The 16197-nt window shown below is 73.4% G+C and carries 15 protein-coding genes; 5 read left to right on the top strand and 10 right to left on the bottom strand.

The window, feature by feature from the left end; translation table 11 throughout:
- Positions 1–44: 44 nt before the first annotated feature.
- Positions 45–494 carry a DUF5709 domain-containing protein gene (locus CCO02nite_RS05615; protein WP_146842161.1) on the top strand — a complete coding sequence of 150 codons (450 nt, stop codon included), beginning with the start codon at positions 45–47 and terminating at the stop codon, positions 492–494.
- Here the strand turns inward: CCO02nite_RS05615 and CCO02nite_RS05610 are convergent.
- Both CCO02nite_RS05610 and truA read right to left on the bottom strand, forming a co-directional pair.
- Complete coding sequence (locus CCO02nite_RS05610; protein ID WP_146842160.1) at positions 464–3292, bottom strand: cation-translocating P-type ATPase; 2829 nt, start codon at positions 3290–3292, stop codon at positions 464–466. The two genes, CCO02nite_RS05615 and CCO02nite_RS05610, sit on opposite strands and share 31 nt — an antisense overlap.
- A gap of 41 nt (positions 3293–3333) precedes the next feature.
- Positions 3334–4227, bottom strand: a complete 894-nt coding sequence (gene truA, locus CCO02nite_RS05605) for a tRNA pseudouridine(38-40) synthase TruA (RefSeq protein ID WP_146842159.1) — start codon at positions 4225–4227, stop codon at positions 3334–3336.
- A gap of 105 nt (positions 4228–4332) precedes the next feature.
- Here truA and CCO02nite_RS05600 point away from each other — a divergent pair, with 105 nt between their 5' ends.
- From CCO02nite_RS05600 to CCO02nite_RS05590, 3 genes are read left to right on the top strand one after another with little or no spacing between them, the layout of a single operon-like run.
- Complete coding sequence (locus CCO02nite_RS05600; RefSeq protein WP_146842158.1) at positions 4333–5097, top strand: ROK family protein; 765 nt, start codon at positions 4333–4335, stop codon at positions 5095–5097.
- Positions 5098–5107: 10 nt separating this feature from the next.
- Complete coding sequence (locus CCO02nite_RS05595) at positions 5108–6094, top strand: DUF1444 domain-containing protein (protein WP_146842157.1); 987 nt, start codon at positions 5108–5110, stop codon at positions 6092–6094.
- An 8-nt stretch (positions 6095–6102) separates the two neighbouring features.
- A complete protein-coding gene (locus CCO02nite_RS05590) occupies positions 6103–6729 on the top strand; it encodes a hypothetical protein (RefSeq protein WP_146842156.1) in 627 nt (208 codons plus the stop codon).
- 15 nt (positions 6730–6744) lie between these two features.
- Here the strand turns inward: CCO02nite_RS05590 and CCO02nite_RS05585 are convergent, their stop codons facing one another.
- Positions 6745–7449, bottom strand: coding sequence for an alpha/beta fold hydrolase (locus tag CCO02nite_RS05585; protein WP_146842154.1), 705 nt, complete (start codon positions 7447–7449; stop codon positions 6745–6747).
- Between the two features lie 112 nt (positions 7450–7561).
- Between CCO02nite_RS05585 and CCO02nite_RS05580 the strand changes: the two genes are divergently transcribed.
- Positions 7562–12121, top strand: coding sequence for a beta strand repeat-containing protein (locus CCO02nite_RS05580; RefSeq protein ID WP_146842153.1), 4560 nt, complete (start codon positions 7562–7564; stop codon positions 12119–12121).
- Between the two features lie 148 nt (positions 12122–12269).
- On the opposite strand, the gene rplQ is transcribed toward CCO02nite_RS05580, so the two are convergent.
- The 7 genes from rplQ to CCO02nite_RS15630 all read right to left on the bottom strand — a co-directional run.
- Entirely contained in the window at positions 12270–12794 is a 525-nt protein-coding gene (rplQ, locus tag CCO02nite_RS05575) for a 50S ribosomal protein L17 (RefSeq protein WP_146842152.1), read from the bottom strand.
- A 75-nt stretch (positions 12795–12869) separates the two neighbouring features.
- The gene (locus CCO02nite_RS05570) at positions 12870–13880 is read right to left on the bottom strand and encodes a DNA-directed RNA polymerase subunit alpha (RefSeq protein ID WP_146842150.1); all 1011 of its coding nucleotides are present in this window, start codon (positions 13878–13880) and stop codon (positions 12870–12872) included.
- Positions 13881–14030: 150 nt separating this feature from the next.
- Complete coding sequence (gene rpsK / locus CCO02nite_RS05565) at positions 14031–14432, bottom strand: 30S ribosomal protein S11 (protein ID WP_146842149.1); 402 nt, start codon at positions 14430–14432, stop codon at positions 14031–14033.
- Positions 14433–14481: 49 nt separating this feature from the next.
- Positions 14482–14862 (bottom strand): 30S ribosomal protein S13, encoded by a 381-nt coding sequence (gene rpsM, locus CCO02nite_RS05560; protein WP_146842147.1) that lies wholly within the window; start codon positions 14860–14862, stop codon positions 14482–14484.
- A gap of 153 nt (positions 14863–15015) precedes the next feature.
- Complete coding sequence (rpmJ, locus tag CCO02nite_RS05555) at positions 15016–15129, bottom strand: 50S ribosomal protein L36 (RefSeq protein WP_013117849.1); 114 nt, start codon at positions 15127–15129, stop codon at positions 15016–15018.
- Between the two features lie 69 nt (positions 15130–15198).
- Positions 15199–15420, bottom strand: coding sequence for a translation initiation factor IF-1 (infA, locus tag CCO02nite_RS05550; RefSeq protein ID WP_013770189.1), 222 nt, complete (start codon positions 15418–15420; stop codon positions 15199–15201).
- A gap of 248 nt (positions 15421–15668) precedes the next feature.
- Positions 15669–16197 (bottom strand): DUF5979 domain-containing protein (locus tag CCO02nite_RS15630; RefSeq protein ID WP_222593146.1); only part of this gene is annotated, 529 nt, incomplete at its 5' end.

Here is a 16197-nt window from a genome sequence, read left to right as displayed (position 1 = left end):
CTCCGGCGCTGGCGCCGGAGGGTCCACGGTGCGAGATTCGTGTCATGAGCCACACGCCCGGCACCAGCGACGACCAGGCCCTCGGCAGCGAGGGCGACAGCGACCAGCTCCCCCTCGAGGACACGCTGGTCGAGCGAGGCGTGGGCGACCTGCTCGACGAGGGCTACTCCCCGCCCGAGCGGGAACGCCACACGCACTACGGCGAGACACCGTGGGAGGAGCGTCACCGCGAGACGATCGACCAGCGCATCGTCCAGGAGGAGCCCGAGGTCTGGGAGCAGCGACCGCGGATCACGGGCGACCGCGAGGAGCGCCGCGCCGGGCGGCTCGTCGAGGACGACGGCGCGCTCGCGGCGGGCGGCAACGACACGTTCGCGCGCGACGCGGGCGTCTCCGGCGGGGCTGCGAGCGCCGAGGAGGCGGCCGTGCACCTCATCGACGAGGAATACGTCCCCGAGGAGGACTACCGCGACGACGACGAGGACGAGGTGTAGGTCGCGAGACGCCGCGGGGTCGGTGCGGGCGGGAACGACCGGCGCACGAGGGCCTTGGCGACCTCGACGAGCAGGAAGACGACGACTGCGCCGACGACCGTGATCGCCCAGTCGCGCGCGCCGATCGGCGCCGAGCCGAACCAGTCGTGCATGAACGGCACGTACGTGAAGACGAGCTGCAGCACGATCAGCGCACCCGCGGCGACCCACACCAGCCGGTTGCCCGTCAGCACCCGCCAGGTCAGGCTCGACGAGCCCAGGAAGCGGCAGTTGAGCAGGTAGGCGAGCTGCGCGAGAGCCAGCATCGTGACGGCCGAGGTCTGGGCATGCACGTCGCTGACCCCGAGCTGCTCCTTCTCGAGGACGAACACGACCAGGGTCGCGACGCCGATCACGACCGAGGCGAACAGCACCAGGATCAACGTCGGCCGCGAGATCACGTGCTCGTCCGGCGAGCGCGGCGGGCGCTTCATGATGCCCGGCTCGGCAGGCTCGCCCGCGAGCGCGAGCGAGAGCGTCACGGCCGTGACCAGGTTGACCCACAGGATCTGCACCGGCGTGAGCGGCAGCGCCAGGCCCAGCAGCACGGCCACGAGGATGACCAGCGACTGCGCGCCGTTCGTCGGGAGCAGGAACGCGACCGACTTGCGGATGTTGTCGTAGATCCGGCGGCCCTCCTCGACGGCCCGCTCGATCGTCGCGAAGTTGTCGTCGGCCAGGACGATGTCCGCGGCCTCCTTGGTGGCCTCGGTGCCCTTGATGCCCATCGCGATGCCGATGTCGGCGCGCGTGAGCGCGGGCGCGTCGTTGACGCCGTCACCGGTCATCGCGACGACCTCGCCGAACGACTGCAGCGCCCGCACGATCCGGATCTTGTGCTCCGGCGACGTGCGCGCGAACACGTCGACGTCGCGTACGCGGCGGCGCAGCTGCTCGTTGGTCATCGCCTCGAGCTCGACGCCCGTGAGCACCTCGACGCGGCCGTCGGAGTCGGGTTCGCCGACGTCGACCATGCCGAGCTCGCCGGCGATCGCGAGCGCGGTGCCTGCGTGGTCGCCCGTGATCATCTTCACGCGGATGCCCGCGCGGTGGCAGTCGGCGATCGCGGCGATCGCCTCGGGGCGCGGCGGGTCGACGATGCCGACGAGCCCGAGCAGCTCGAGCTCCTCACCCACGTCCTCGGTCGTGAGCGACTCGGCGCCCGGTGCCGCGCGGTGGGCTGTCGCGAGCACGCGCAGCCCCTGACCGCCCAGCTCGTCGATCACGCCCTCCCAGAACGCGACGTCGACCGGGGCCGCACCGGCCGCGGTGCGCTGCGTGGTGCAGCGCGCGAGCAGCCGGTCGGGCGCGCCGAGCAGGTGCACGTGCCGCGAGCCGTCGGCGAGCTCGTCGAGCGTCGCGGCGTACTTCGTCGAGGACTCGAACGGCACCTGCGCGAGCCGCGTCGACGTCGAGACCCAGCCGAGCTTGTCCGCGAGGACCACGAGGGCGCCCTCGGTCGGCTGCCCGACGATGCCCCAGTGGCCGGCCTCGTCGCGCGCGACCCGGGCGTCGTTGCACAGCGCGCCGGCCGTGACGAGCGCCGCGAGGTCGCGGTGGGTCGCCAGGCTCGCGACCTCGTCGGACCCGTCCACGAGAGACGCACCGGAAGCCGACCCGGAACTCGACCGGACCGCGCCGAGCGGCTCGTAGCCGAGTCCGTCGACGGTGTACCGCCCGTCCGCGGTGACGACCGTACGGGCCGTCATCTCGTTGCGGGTCAGGGTCCCGGTCTTGTCCGAGCAGATCGTCGTGACCGAGCCCAGACCCTCGACGGACGTGAGCTTGCGCGTGATCGCGTTGCGGTGCGCCATCTGCTGCACGCCGAGCGCGAGCGTCACGGTCACGAGCGCGGGCAGGCCCTCGGGCACGGCGGCGACCGCGAACCCGATCGCGGCCGAGACCAGCTCGCCGAGCTCGAAGTCGTGGATCACCCTGCCGATGACGAGCATCACGGCCGCCATGAGCAGGATCAGCAGGCTGAGCTGCTTGCCCAGGCGCGCGAGCTGACGCGTCAGCGGCGTGTCGAGATGGTCCACCCCCGCGACGAGCGTCTGGATGCGCCCGATCTCGGTGCGGGCGCCCGTCGCGGTGACCACACCGACGCCGCGGCCCGACGTGACGATCGTGCCCGAGAAGAGCATGCACGAGCGGTCGCCGACGCCCGCGTCGGTACCGACCTCCGCGACGTCCTTGTGCGCGGGCACCGACTCGCCGGTCAGCGCCGCCTCCTCGACCTGCAGCGACGTGGCCTCGAGCAGCCGCACGTCCGCCGGGACACGGTCGCCCGACCGCACGCGCACGACGTCACCCGGCACGAGACCGTCCGCGGCGACCGCGTGCCACTCGCCGTCGCGCAGCACGTCGGCCTCGAGCGAGAGCATCGTGGCGATGCCCGCGAGCGCCTTGTCGGCACGGCCCTCCTGCACGTAGCCGACGACCGCGTTGGCGACGGCCACCGCCAGGATGACCGCGAAGTCCACCCAGTCCCCGAGGATCGCCTTGGCCACCGCCGCCGCGAGCAGGATATAGATCAGCACGTCGTCGAAGTGGCCGAGGAAGCGCAGCACGGCGGACTGCCGCGGCGGCTCGGGCAGCCGGTTCGCGCCGAACCGCGCCAGCCGTTGCGCGGCCCGCTCGTCGGAGAGACCGTCGGCGGTGACGCCGAGGGCGGCGAGCACCGCCTCGGGCGGCTCGGCGAAAGCCAGCACGTCACGCTCGGTCGTCACGCTCACGAGTCCTCCTGGGATCGGGGCCATCCTCTCAGCCGGCGTGCCCGGCGGTGCCCTGGCACGCGAGGTCAGCAGCAGTCGCCCGGCGGCGCGACCTCGTCCGTGCCACGGCGCGCGCGCGTGCGGTCCGCGCGCCCCGCGAGCTCGTCGTCATCGGGGTACTCGACCGCCTCGAGCGTGAGACCGTGCGCCGCGACGACGTGCGCGGCCGCGTCCCGACGACGAGCGGCGAGCAGCTCGGCCGGCCACCCGAGCGGGCGGCGCCCCTCACCGACGGCCAGGCTCGCGCCGACGAGCGAGCGCACCATCGAGTGGCAGAACGCGTCCGCCTGCACGCTCGCGACGACGAGACCCGCGTCGGGGCCTGCCGTCGGGCGCGACCAGGTGAACAGCTCGAGCGTGCGGATCGTCGTCGCGTCGGGGCGCGGCTTGCAGTAGGCCGCGAAGTCGTGCAGCCCGACGAGCGACGCGGCCGCCGCCGTCATCGCCGCGACGTCCAGCGCACGCGCGTGCCACAGCACGTGGCCGCGCACGAGCGGGTCGCGCGCCGCGGCGTCGTCGCACACGCGGTACGCGTACCGGCGGCGCAGCGCCGAGAAGCGCGCGTCGAAGCCCGCCGGCGCGGTCGAGACCCGGTGCACGACGAGGTCGCGCGGCAGGACGCCCGCCAGGCGGGTGAGCAGCGCGTCCAGGGGGTCGCGCGCGCTGCGACCACGGGCGGCCTGCAGCGCCTCGTCGTCCACGTCGACGTGCGCGACCTGCCCGCGCGCGTGCACACCTGCGTCCGTGCGACCCGCGACGACGAGCCGCGGTGCCGGCACGCCGCGCGGACCCGTGCGCAGGATCGTCGCGAGGCCGTCCTCGAGCGTGCCCTGCACGGTGCGCAGCCCGGGCTGGCGCGCCCACCCGGCGAAGTCCGTGCCGTCGTACGCGAGGTCGAGGCGCAGGCGGACGTCGGTCACGGCGCCAACCTACCCACCGAGAACCCACCCACCGCAGATCTGCCCACCGAACTGCGTCCGACCGGCGTCCCGGCGCGCGACCTGCGGGCGCACTAGCGTGGCCCCGTGCCCGGCACCGATCCCTGGACGCTGGCCGTCGACTGCGGCGGCGGCGGCATCAAGGCGTCCGTGCTGGACGCGGCCGGCACCCTGCACGCGCCGCGCATCCGCGTGCCGACGCCGTACCCGCTGCCGCCGCAGCGGCTCGCCGACACGATCGCGGGCCTCGCCGCGCGGCTGCCGGCGGCCGACCGCGCCACGATCGGGCTGCCGGGCATGATCCGGCACGGCGTCGTCGTCGCGACCCCGCACTACGTGACCACGGACGGACCGCGCACGCCGGTCGACCCCGACCTGCTGGAGCAGTGGACGGACCGCGACATCCGCGCGTTGCTCGAGCAGCGGCTCGAGCTGCCCGCGATCGTGCTCAACGACGCCGAGGTGCACGGTGCGGGCGTCGTCACGGGCGCCGGGCTCGAGCTGGTCCTCACGCTCGGCACGGGCCTCGGTTCGGCGTTGTTCGACGGCGGCCGGCTCTCGCCCCACCTCGAGCTGTCGCACGCCCCCGTGCGCTGGGGGCTGACCTACGACGCGTACATCGGCCAGGTCGAGCGACGGCGGCTCGGCAACGCGATCTGGTCCCGGCGGGTGGCCCGCGCGGTCGAGGGGCTGTGGCCCGTCTTCCGCTGGGACCGCCTGTACCTGGGCGGCGGCAACTCGCGGCACGTGACCCGCACGGTGCTCGACCGGCTCGGGGACCGCGTCGTCGTCGTGCCGAACGAGGCGGGGATCGTGGGCGGCGTGCGCGCATGGTCGCTCGGGCTCGCGTAGCGTCCGACCTATGGGCCTCTTCTCGCGCCGAACGCGATCCGACGAGCCGGCGTCGCGACCCGGGGGCTCCGGCTCCTCGGCGCCCGCGTCGGGTTCGGCACCGGGGGACGCCACCGCGTGGGCGCCGGGCGGCAGCACCGAGGCGAAGCTCCCGCCCCTGACGTCCTCCGACGCGCACTGGCTGCGGGCGCACGCCGTCGCGGCGTTCGCCCGGGCCGGGTTCGTCGACCCGGTCGCCGGCGACGACCACGTGCGCACCGCCGAGGGGATCTACGGGCTGGCCAACCTGGCGCGCGTCCTGCCCTCGTACGAGCGCTCGGACTGGTCCGCACTGGTCGACGAGCACGTCCACAACCTCGCGACCGCACGCGAGCGCACGCTCCCGTCATCGGTCGACGAGGTCGCCGACCAGCTCGTCGCGCGCGTGCTGTCGGTCCTCGACCTGCCGCACGACGACCCCGCCGCGGGCCCGCGCCTCGGCCCGGACCTCGTCGTGCGCGCCGCGATCGACTACCCCGAGACGATCGCGCTGCTGTGGGACGGCGCGGCGCTGGGCGGCTGGGCTGTCACCGGAGCGCCCGCGCTGGCCGGCCTGCGCCGGCTCCCGGCACCCGCGTACCGGCACGAGGAGCACGACGTGCACGTGTTCCTCGCGGACGACTTCTTCGGTGCGAGCCGGGTCCTCCTGCTCGACGACCTGCTCGCGTCGGTGGGCGCCCCCGCGCCGACGCACGGCGTGCTCGTCGCCGTCCCCGACCGCACCTGCCTGCTGGTGCACGTGCCGCGCGACTCGACCGTCGTGGCGGCCGTGCAGCTCATGATCGGCATCGCGCGGTCACGCCAGAGCGAGCCCGGGCCACTCAGCCCCCACGTCTACTTCCGTGCGCAGCCGGGCGCCGAGCTCACGCCCATCACGCGCGACACCGGGTCGGGCGTGCACGTCGTCGTCGACGGGCCGTTCGCCGAGGCGATGGCGGCGCTCGGGCTGATCGGCTGAGCAGACCCATGACCGACGCGCCCGGGCTCCTCGTCGCCCGCCTGCTGCTCGACCCCGAGGTGGCCCCGCCGGACGCACGCGAGCTCGGCGGCGGCCTCGTCGCGGTCGCGGCCGTCCTGCACGACGGCAGGCTCACCGACGCCCCCGGGTGCAGCGTCGACGACGCCCTCGCGGGGCTGCGCACCCTGCCGACGCCCGAGCACCAGCTCGCCGCGCACGCGGTGCACGCGTTCGAGGCCGCCGACCCTCTCGGCGCGAGCCGCCTGCTCGTCGTCGAGGACCTGCTGGCGGCCGTGGGCGAGCCGGACCTGCCCGACGACGGACGGTTCGGCCTCCTCGTCGCGGTGCCCGACGCCCGCGTGCTGCTCGTGCACGCGGTGCGCGACGAGCAGGTGCTGCGCGCCGCGCACCTCATGGCCACGATCGCGCGCATGAGGCAGGGCGAGGCCGACGCGATCGGTCCGCACGTCTACCACCGCACCGCCGACGGGACGCTGACGCAGGTCACGCAGCACTCCGACGACGAGATCGAGGTGCACGTCGACGGCTCGCTGGCCGACGCGCTGGCCGGGCTCGGCCTCGTCGACCGCAGCCGCAAGGCCCGACGCGCGGCGGCCCGGCGCGCGCGCGGCTGACCGGCGCGCGCACCGTCAGTCGGTGCCCACCTCGTCGTGCGCCTCGAGCAGCACGCGCATGAACGACACGGGTGCGACGACGCTGACGAGATGGGTCGCGCCCGGGATCACGACGAGCCGGCCGTCGCGGCACGCCGCGAGGTAGCGGCGCTCGTCGGCCCGGAAGTGGTCGTAGCGGCCGTTGACGAGCCACACGGGCGCGCTCACCGCGCCGAGCGCGGCCACGGGGTCCAGCATGCCGACCTCGCGCAGCACGTCGGGCATGACCTCCAGCGTGAACCCGCCCGCGCCGAGGTCGGCCAGGCCGCGCTCGCCGACGAGCCGACGCGCGAACCCGTCGTTGAGCCGCGCCCCGCCGTCGGGCAGCCGGCCGATCCCGGCCGCGAGCGCGGACCACCCGCCGACCAGGACGCGCCGCGGCCGGGTGCAGCACGCGGCCGCGACGAGACCCGCCACCTGCCCGGGCCGCCGCGCGGCGTGCGCGATCGCGACGTAGCCGCCGAGCGAGAGCCCGACGACGAGCGCGCGGCCGCCCAGCCCGTCGACGCCCGCAGCGACGGCCTCGACCGCGCCGTCGAGCGTGAACCGCTCCCCCGCCCGGCTCCCGTGCCCCGGGAGGTCGACCGCGACCGCCGGCACGCCCGCGCGGTCGAGCGCCTCGAGCTGCGGACGCCACATCGTTCGCGACGTGCGGACGCCGTGGACAAGGACCACCCCCATGCCCGCGACGGTACCGCCGCAGGCATCGGTCCCGCCGCAGGTATCGGTACCGCCCGCACGCCGGTCCGCCGGGGGCCTCACCCGTTCGGCCCAGCGCGTACCGGAGGAACTCATGCGCTCTCCCGTGCCCCCCGCCCAGCGACTCACCGCCCTGCTGACGGTCGCGGTCCTCGCGCTCGCGTCGCTCGTCGGCGCGCTCGCATCGCCCGCGACCGCGGCGGACGTCGGGTTCAGCGTCGACGACTTCGCCGGGAACTCGATGGGCCCGATGACGCTCGTGCCGGGCAACGACACGTGCAGCCCGTCCGGCAACAACGCCGTCACCATGGGCACGGGCACGATGAAGCTCGACGTGCGGGTGCCGGACGCGATCGGCTGCAACTTCGGCTCCGCGCAGGTGGTGTGGACCGCGCCGACGAGCGTGAACATCGAGCAGAACGGCGCCGATCGCATCACCCTCAGGTACCGCGACGTCGTGCCGAACCAGCCGAGCGCCGTGACGTTCGGCCTGCGGGCCGTCGACGTGAACGGCCGCGTGGCGCAGGTCGGCGGCCTGAGCCGCACCGGCGGCCCGGCGGGCGACTGGCTGACCATCAGGTACACGCCCGAGTACGTCGGCGACGTCGCGGTGCTGTCGTTCCAGTCCGGCTTCGACCGCGGCCACGTCAAGTCGATCACCCTGCTCGTCGCCGCGGTGACGAACAACTCCAACGTCTCCGTGACGTTCGAGGGCATCGGCGCCAACGTGGGCGAGCCGTCCTACGAGATGCCGTCGATCGGCGGCAGCGACGAGTACGTCTTCCCGGCCTCGACGACGACCACGTGGACGGTCCCGGTGACGGGGAACCCGGCCCCCGACGTCTCGGTCACGGCCGGCAAGCCGGGCTGGCTGACCTTCTCGACGAGCAAGTCCGGCAGCACGACGACCGGCACGATGACGGGCAACCCCGGCACGGGCTACGGCGTGTGGGACATGACGATCCACGCCGACGTGGCGAACTCGCTGACGGTCGACCGGGTCGTCAAGATCGTCGTGCCCTCGCCCGTGACCTTCACGCCGACGGCCCCGACGCAGCCGTGGGTCGGCGAGTCCGCGACCGTCGGCCTCGGGACGGTCTCCTCGACCCCCACGGCCGGGCTGACCGACGTCGGCGGCGTGCCGCCCGGCATGACGCTGCAGCTCACGGGTGGTGCGCTGCGTCTGACGGGGACCCCGACCGCGGCCGGCACCCACCACGTGACCGCGACGCTCGACTCGGGCTACCGGACCGCCCCGGTCGCGGTCGACGTCGTCGTGCGCGCGCACGCGTCCGTCGCCGCCGCGGCCGACCTGACGGTCGCGCGCGGGCTCGCCCTCACCCCGCGGGACACCGCGGTCGGCGGCTATCCGGACCCGACCGTCACGTGGGACGGCCTGCCAGCCGGGCTCACGCTCACCCGCACGGCCACCGGCGTGCGGCTGGCCGGCACGCCGACGGCGACGGGCACCTCCACCGTGACGATCCGGGCGACGACGAACGGCGAGACCGCCACCGGGACGTTCCAGGTGGTCGTCGCCGAGCCGCCGTCGCTGGCCGCGCTCGCGCCGGTGACGCTGCGCGCCGACGTCGCGCAGCACGTCGACCTGGACCGCGGCGGCGACCCGCTGCCCACCGTGACCGCCACCGGGCTGCCGGCGGGCACCTCGGTGTCCGCGGACTCGTCCGCGATCGTCGGGACCCCCGCACGGTCCGCGATGGGCACGGGCACCGCGACGCTGACCCCGGCGAACGTGCTCGGCACGGGCACGTCCGTGACGCTGGCGTGGACCGTCCAGGCCGTCCCGCAGCTCACCGGCCCGACGACGCTCTCGTCGACCCTGGGCACCGCGGCGTCCGCGACGTGGACCGCGACCGGCTACCCGACGCCGACCCTCACGCTCACCGCGGGCGGCGCGACGGCACCCAACGGCGCGGCCGCGACGCTGCCCGCCGGCCTGGCCGTCAGCACGGCGACCGGCTCGCTGACCGTCTCCGGCACGCCCACCGCGACGGGCACGACGAGCGTGCGCGTGTGGGCGGACAACGGCGTCGGCACGCCCGTCTCGACGCTCGTCACGGTCCGCGCGCTGCTCGCGCCGGCCTTCTCGCTCGACGCGTACGCGGCCGACTTCCCCGCCGGTGTGACGTCGTCCCTCACGCCTGCCGTTACGGGCCACGAGGCGCCCACGTTCACCGTGACCGGCACGCTGCCGGCGTGGCTGTCGTTCGACCCCGCGACAGGCGCGTTCTCGGGTACGCCGCCGACGAACGCGGCCGGGACGGTCGGGCCGTTCACCGTCACCGCCACGAATGCGTCGGGCACCGACACGGCCGGCGTCACGATCCGGGTCACCACACCCGCGACGCTGACGATGACGCAGACCTCGCTGTCCGCCGTCGTCGGCCAGCTGTTCTCGCAGGTCGTCGCGAGCACCACGGGCGTGCCGACCCCGACCGTCGACGCCGGATCCCTGCCCGTCGGACTCACGGCGACGCTCCTGCCGAACGGCGACGTCCAGATCGCCGGTACCCCCACCACCGGCGGCGGGATCGTCACCGTCACGCTCACCGCCGACAACGGGCTCGGCGAGCCCGCGACCGGTGGGCTGGCTCTCGACGTGTGGACCCTGCCGACGGTCAGCGCACCAGCCGCCGCCGACCTGCCCGTGGGCGTCCCCGCCTCGATCCCGGTCACCGTCGCGGGCTACCCGCAGGCGACGTTGACCGCGGTCGGGCTGCCCGACGGGCTCTCGCTCGCCGCGGACGGGACCGAGATCGTCGGCACGCCGCTGACGACCGGCACGTCGCAGGTGGAGTTGACCGCGACGAACACCGCGGGTGTCTCGGCAACCGCGTACGTGGCCGTGCGTGTCACCTCGACGCCGGCGCTCTCGCCCGCCCCCGCGACGACCCACGTGCGCGTCGGTGTCGCGGTGGACGAGCCCGTGTTCGGCCTCGCCGGGTTCCCGACGCCGGACGTGTCGGCGTCGGACCTGCCCGACGGGCTCTCGCTCGAGGTCGACGGCACGGACGTCTCGCTCGTCGGGACGCCCACCGTCGCCGGGTCGTCGGACGTGACGCTCACGCTCGACAACGGCACGACGGACCCGATCACGACGACCTGGCGCATCGAGGTCGAGGCTCCGGCCACGCTCGTCGCACCCGGGTCCGTCACCGCCGACCTCGGCGTGCCGCTCACGCCCGTGACGCTCACCGTCACCGGGCACCCGCGGCCGACGGTCACCGCGGACGGCCTGCCCTCGGGCCTCGCGATCGACCAGTCCGGTCCGGCCGTCGTGATCACCGGGACGCCCGCGCAGTCGGGCCGGTTCGACGTGACGCTCACCGCGCACAACGGCATCGACGCCGACGACACCGCGCACGTCGTCATCGACGTGCGCGAGACGCCCGAGATCGACGCCCCGGGGTCCGCGACGTTCCTCGCCGACGAGCACGCGACGCTCGTCGTGACCGCGACCGGCCACCCCGCGCCTGCCTTGTCGGTGGGCGCGCTGCCCACCTGGCTCACGTTCGACGCGGCGACCGGCACGTTCAGCGCCGATCCGGCCGCGGCCGACGCCGGACCCGCCGGTTCGGTCACGGTCACCGCGACCAACGAGGTCGGCACGACGAGCACGACGATCGCGCTGACGGTGACGGCGCCGCCCGTACCCGCCGTGACCTCGGGAACGACGACCGTGCGCGCCGGCACCACCGTCGACGAGGTGCTGACCACCGTCGCCGGTCACCCGGTGGCCACGGCCTCCGCGGTCGGGCTGCCTGACGGGCTGTCCGTCGAGGTCGCCTCGGACGGCACGCTGCACCTCGTCGGGAGCACGACCGACGCCGGGACGCACCCCGCGACCCTCACCCTGACCAACGGCATCGCGCCCGCGGCGACGCTGGCCTGGACCGTCGTGGTGCAGCAGCCCGCCGGGATCGAGGTGGTCGACCGCGTGGACGTCGTCGCGGGTGAGCACTTCTCGGTGCCGTTCACGCTCACCGGCTATCCCGGGCCCGAGATGGTGACGTTCCTCGGCCTGCCCGCGGGAGTCGACGTCACCGGCCTGACGATCCAGGGCGCGACGACCGAGGTCGGCACGCACGACGTGACGATCTCGACGAGCAACGGTGTCGGCGCGGACGCGGTCGCCCACCTGCGGATCGTCGTGACGGCGGCGCCCGTCCCGACCGTCAGGCTCGGTGCGGACAGCGTCCACCCGGGCGACAAGCTCGCGGTGTCCGGCGGCGGCTTCGGCGCGAACCAGCGCGTCAAGGTCTGGCTGCACTCGACCCCGCAGCTGCTCGCCACGGTCGTCACGGACTCCGACGGCGCGTTCGAGGCGGAGGTCACCGTCCCGGCCGACACCGCCGTCGGCAGCCACACGGTCGTCGTCGTCGGCCCGACGGGCGACGAGGCGAGCGCCTCGCTCGAGGTCCTCGCGGTCGACCCGACGCCCACGCCGACGCCGGACCCCACGACGACGACGACGCCGAGCCCGACACCGGTCCCGAGCCCGAGCCCGACGACGGCCACGGATCCGCTCGCGACCACGGGCGGCTCGCCGGCCGGTCTCCTGGGCCTCGCGCTCGTCGCCCTGGCGGTCGGAGCGACCCTGGCCTCCTTGGCCACCCGCCGCCGCACCCGGTAGCCGCCGACCGGACCATCCGGATCGTGCGAGGAATGGGCCACAAATCGTGGCCAGTTCCTCGCACGATGCCGGGTGCCAGCGGCGGATGGAGGATGCACGAAGGCCCGGCCCCGCTCGAGCGGGACCGGGCCTTCGTCGTGGTGCTGGGTCAGGCCTTGTCGGCCGACTCCGCGGTCTCGTCGGCGGGAGCGTCCTCGACGGGCGCGTCCTCGACGACGTCCTCGACGACGACGTCCTCGACCGGCTTCTCGTCGGCCTTCTTCGACGGCTTGGCGGCCTTCGAGGCCTCCTTGACGACAGCCTGCTTCGGCGAGACGGGCTCGCGCACGAGCTCGATCACCGCGAGGGGCGCGTTGTCGCCCTTACGGGCGCCGATCTTCGTGATGCGGGTGTAGCCACCGTTGCGCTCCGCGAAGGACGGCGCGATCTCGGTGAAGAGCACGTGCACGACGCTCTTGTCCTTGACGACCGTCATGACGCGACGACGGGCGTGCAGGTCGCCGCGCTTGGCGAAGGTGATGAGGCGCTCGGCGAGGGGGCGCAGGCGCTTGGCCTTGGCCTCCGTCGTCGTGATGCGGCCGTGCTCGAACAGCTGCGTCGCGAGGTTCGCGAGGATCAGCCGCTCGTGCGCCGGTCCGCCACCGAGCCGGGGACCCTTGGTGGGCGTAGGCATGGTCAGTTCTCCTTGAAGTCTTCTACGTCAAGTGCCGAGTCGGCGGGCCGAATCAGTACTGGAACGGTGCCGATGTCAGTACTGCTCGTCCTCGACGAAGTCGCCCTCGTCGTCGCCGTAGTAGGCCGCGGCGGTCGGGTCGAAGTCGAGCGGGCTGTCCTTGAGGCTCAGTCCGAGCTCCGCCAGCTTCTCCTTGACCTCGGTGATCGACTTCGCACCGAAGTTGCGGATGTCGAGCAGGTCGGCCTCGCTGCGGGCCACGAGCTCGCCCACCGTGTGGATGCCCTCACGCTTGAGGCAGTTGTACGAGCGGATCGTGAGCTGCAGGTCCTCGATCGGCAGCGCCAGGTCCGCGGCGAGTGCCGCGTCCGTCGGCGACGGGCCGATCTCGATGCCCTCGGCCTCGACGTTCAGCTCGCGGGCGAGACCGAACAGCTCGACGAGCGTCTTGCCGGCCGAGGCCAGTGCGTCGCGCGGGGAGATCGCGGCCTTCGTCTCGACGTCGACGATGAGCTTGTCGAAGTCGGTCCGCTGCTCGACACGCGTCGCCTCGACCTTGTAGGTCACCTTGAGGACCGGCGAGTAGATCGAGTCGACCGGGATGCGGCCGATCTCGGCGTCGAACGCCTTGTTCTGCGCTGCCGAGACGTAGCCACGGCCACGCTCGACCGTGAGCTCGACCTCGAGCTTGCCCTTGTCGTTGAGCGTCGCGAGGTGCAGGCCGGGGTTGTGGACCTCGACACCCGCCGGCGGGACGATGTCCGCCGCGGTGACCTCACCGGCGCCCTGCTTGCGCAGGTACATCACGACCGGCTCGTCGTTCTCCGAGGAGACGACGAGCTGCTTGATGTTGAGGATGATCTCGGTGACATCCTCCTTGACCCCGGGCACGGTGGAGAACTCGTGCAGCACGCCGTCGATCCGGATGGACGTGACGGCGGCACCGGGGATGGAGGACAGCAGCGTCCGGCGCAGCGAGTTGCCGAGCGTGTAACCGAATCCCGGCTCCAGCGGCTCGATGGAGAAACGCGAACGGATCTCCGAGATGACCTCTTCGGTCAGGGTGGGGCGCTGTGCGATCAGCACGGTGTGATTCCTCTCAGCGGACGTCCGCCATATGACGCCACGCAGGTGTTGCGACTCCGGTCATGCCTCGGTCTGCATGCCGGGGACTTCTCTGGGCGCGACTGCGCCCGTGCGGGGCCGACGACGAGCGCGGCCCCGCACGGGTCGAGATCAGACGCGGCGACGCTTCGGCGGACGGCAGCCGTTGTGCGCCTGGGGCGTCACGTCCTGGATCGAGCCCACCTCGAGGCCGGCGGCCTGCAGCGAGCGGATCGCGGTCTCGCGGCCCGAGCCCGGGCCCTTGACGAAGACGTCGACCTTGCGCATGCCGTGCTCCTGCGCACGGCGGGCGGCGGCCTCGGCAGCGAGCTGCGCGGCGAACGGGGTCGACTTGCGCGAACCCTTGAAGCCCACCTGGCCGGAGGAGGCCGAGGAGATCACGGCGCCCGACGGGTCGGTGATCGAGATGATCGTGTTGTTGAACGTGCTCTTGATGTGCGCCTGGCCGTGGGAGACGTTCTTCTTCTCCTTGCGGCGCGGCTTACGCACGTTGGTGCGGGACTTGGGAGGCATCTGCTCTTCTTCTTCTCTCTACGGATCGGGCTGCCGGCAGCGGGGGGCGTTACTTGCGCCCGGCCTTCTTCTTGCCGGCGACGGTGCGCTTCGGGCCCTTGCGGGTACGCGCGTTGGTCTTCGTGCGCTGACCGCGCACCGGAAGGCCACGGCGGTGCCGCAGACCCTCGTAGCAGCCGATCTCGACCTTGCGGCGGATGTCCGCGGCGACCTCACGGCGGAGGTCACCCTCGAGCTTGTACGAACCCTCGAGGTAGTCACGGAGCGCGACGAGCTCGGCGTCGCCGAGGTCCTTGACGCGCAGGTCACCGCTGATGCCGGTGGCGGCGAGGGTCTCCTTGGCGCGCGTACGGCCGACCCCGTAGATGTAGGTGAGTGCGATCTCGAGCCGCTTCTCGCGGGGGAGATCCACTCCGATGAGACGTGCCATGTGCCTGGTGGCTCCTGTACTGCGTTCGGAGGTCGTCCGCACCGCCCTCCCGCTTGCCTGCGGCCCCGGCCTCCGAGCCGAGGGTTCAACGGGCCTGACGGCCCGAGGTGGTGGTGCGCTGGGTGCCCCGAGGGGCAGGTGAGTGCGCGGGCGTCAGCCCTGACGCTGCTTGTGGCGCAGGTTCTCGCAGATCACCTGGACGCGACCGTGCCGGCGGATCACCTTGCACTTGTCGCAGATCTTCTTGACGCTGGGCTTGACCTTCATGGCCTTTTCCTCCGCCGCCGCAGCCTGCCGGGGGCTCCCGGCCGACGTGGCGGCGATGTCGAGTGGTGGTTACTTGTAGCGGTAGACGATGCGCCCGCGGGACAGGTCGTACGGGCTGAGCTCCACCACCACGCGGTCCTCAGGGAGGATCCGGATGTAGTGCTGCCGCATCTTGCCCGAGATGTGCGCGAGAACCTTGTGGCCGTTGGTGAGCTCCACGCGGAACATCGCGTTCGGGAGCGCCTCAACGACGCTGCCCTCGATCTCGATGACGCCGTCCTTCTTCGCCATGTCCTCCGCTAACTGTCGTCACTGCTGGTTCGTCACCCGAGCACCCTCGTCGGCACGCGACCGGTCAGACGCCGGAGCGTGTCGTCGAGGAGGTTCGGATGGGCAGCACGCAGCGCGCACATACCCAAAGGAGAACCTTACGGCATCGCGGCCGCCCGGGAAACTCTCGTCGACCGTGACGTGCGCGACGCCACGCCGCGGGAGGCTGCGGCGTGGCGTCGCGCGTGACCCTGGTGGGCCACTCCGGCTCAGTTGGGCTCAGTCGCGGTCCGGCGGCGGCGCCCGACGAGGAGGAGGATGCCTCCCGCGGCCACGAGAACGAGCGAACCGATGACGCCGAGCATCACGTCCGTGCCCGTCGACGCCAGCTCGTCACCGCCGTCACCGCCGTCACCGCCGTCACCGTCACCGCCGTCACCGCCCTCCGCGCCATCCAGCAGCGCGACGTTCGTCAGCGTCACCTCGGTCGTCGTCCCGCTGTCGACCGTGACGCTCGCCGGTGCGAACGTGGCGCTCGTCCACGAGGCGTCCACCAGGTCCGGGAGGTCGACCTCCCCGAACGTCACGACCGTCCCCGAAGGCAGGTCGGTCGCGCCGCGGACCCACGCGCCGTCGGCGGTGACCGTCACCGTGCCGGCAGGCGTGTCCGCCCCGTCCAGGTAGTACTCGACCGTGAACTCGGTGTCCGCGCCGTCGGGCAGGTCGGCCACGTCGATGCCGTCGACGAGCTTGCGCAGCGAGAACCCACCACCGACGCCCGGAGCGCTCGTCTCCTCA

Source organism: Cellulomonas composti, from assembly GCF_007990245.1.
Taxonomy (GTDB): domain Bacteria; phylum Actinomycetota; class Actinomycetes; order Actinomycetales; family Cellulomonadaceae; genus Cellulomonas; species Cellulomonas composti.
The sequence above is the reverse complement of the archived record's forward strand: the minus strand, read 5'-3'. Positions and strand labels throughout refer to the sequence as shown.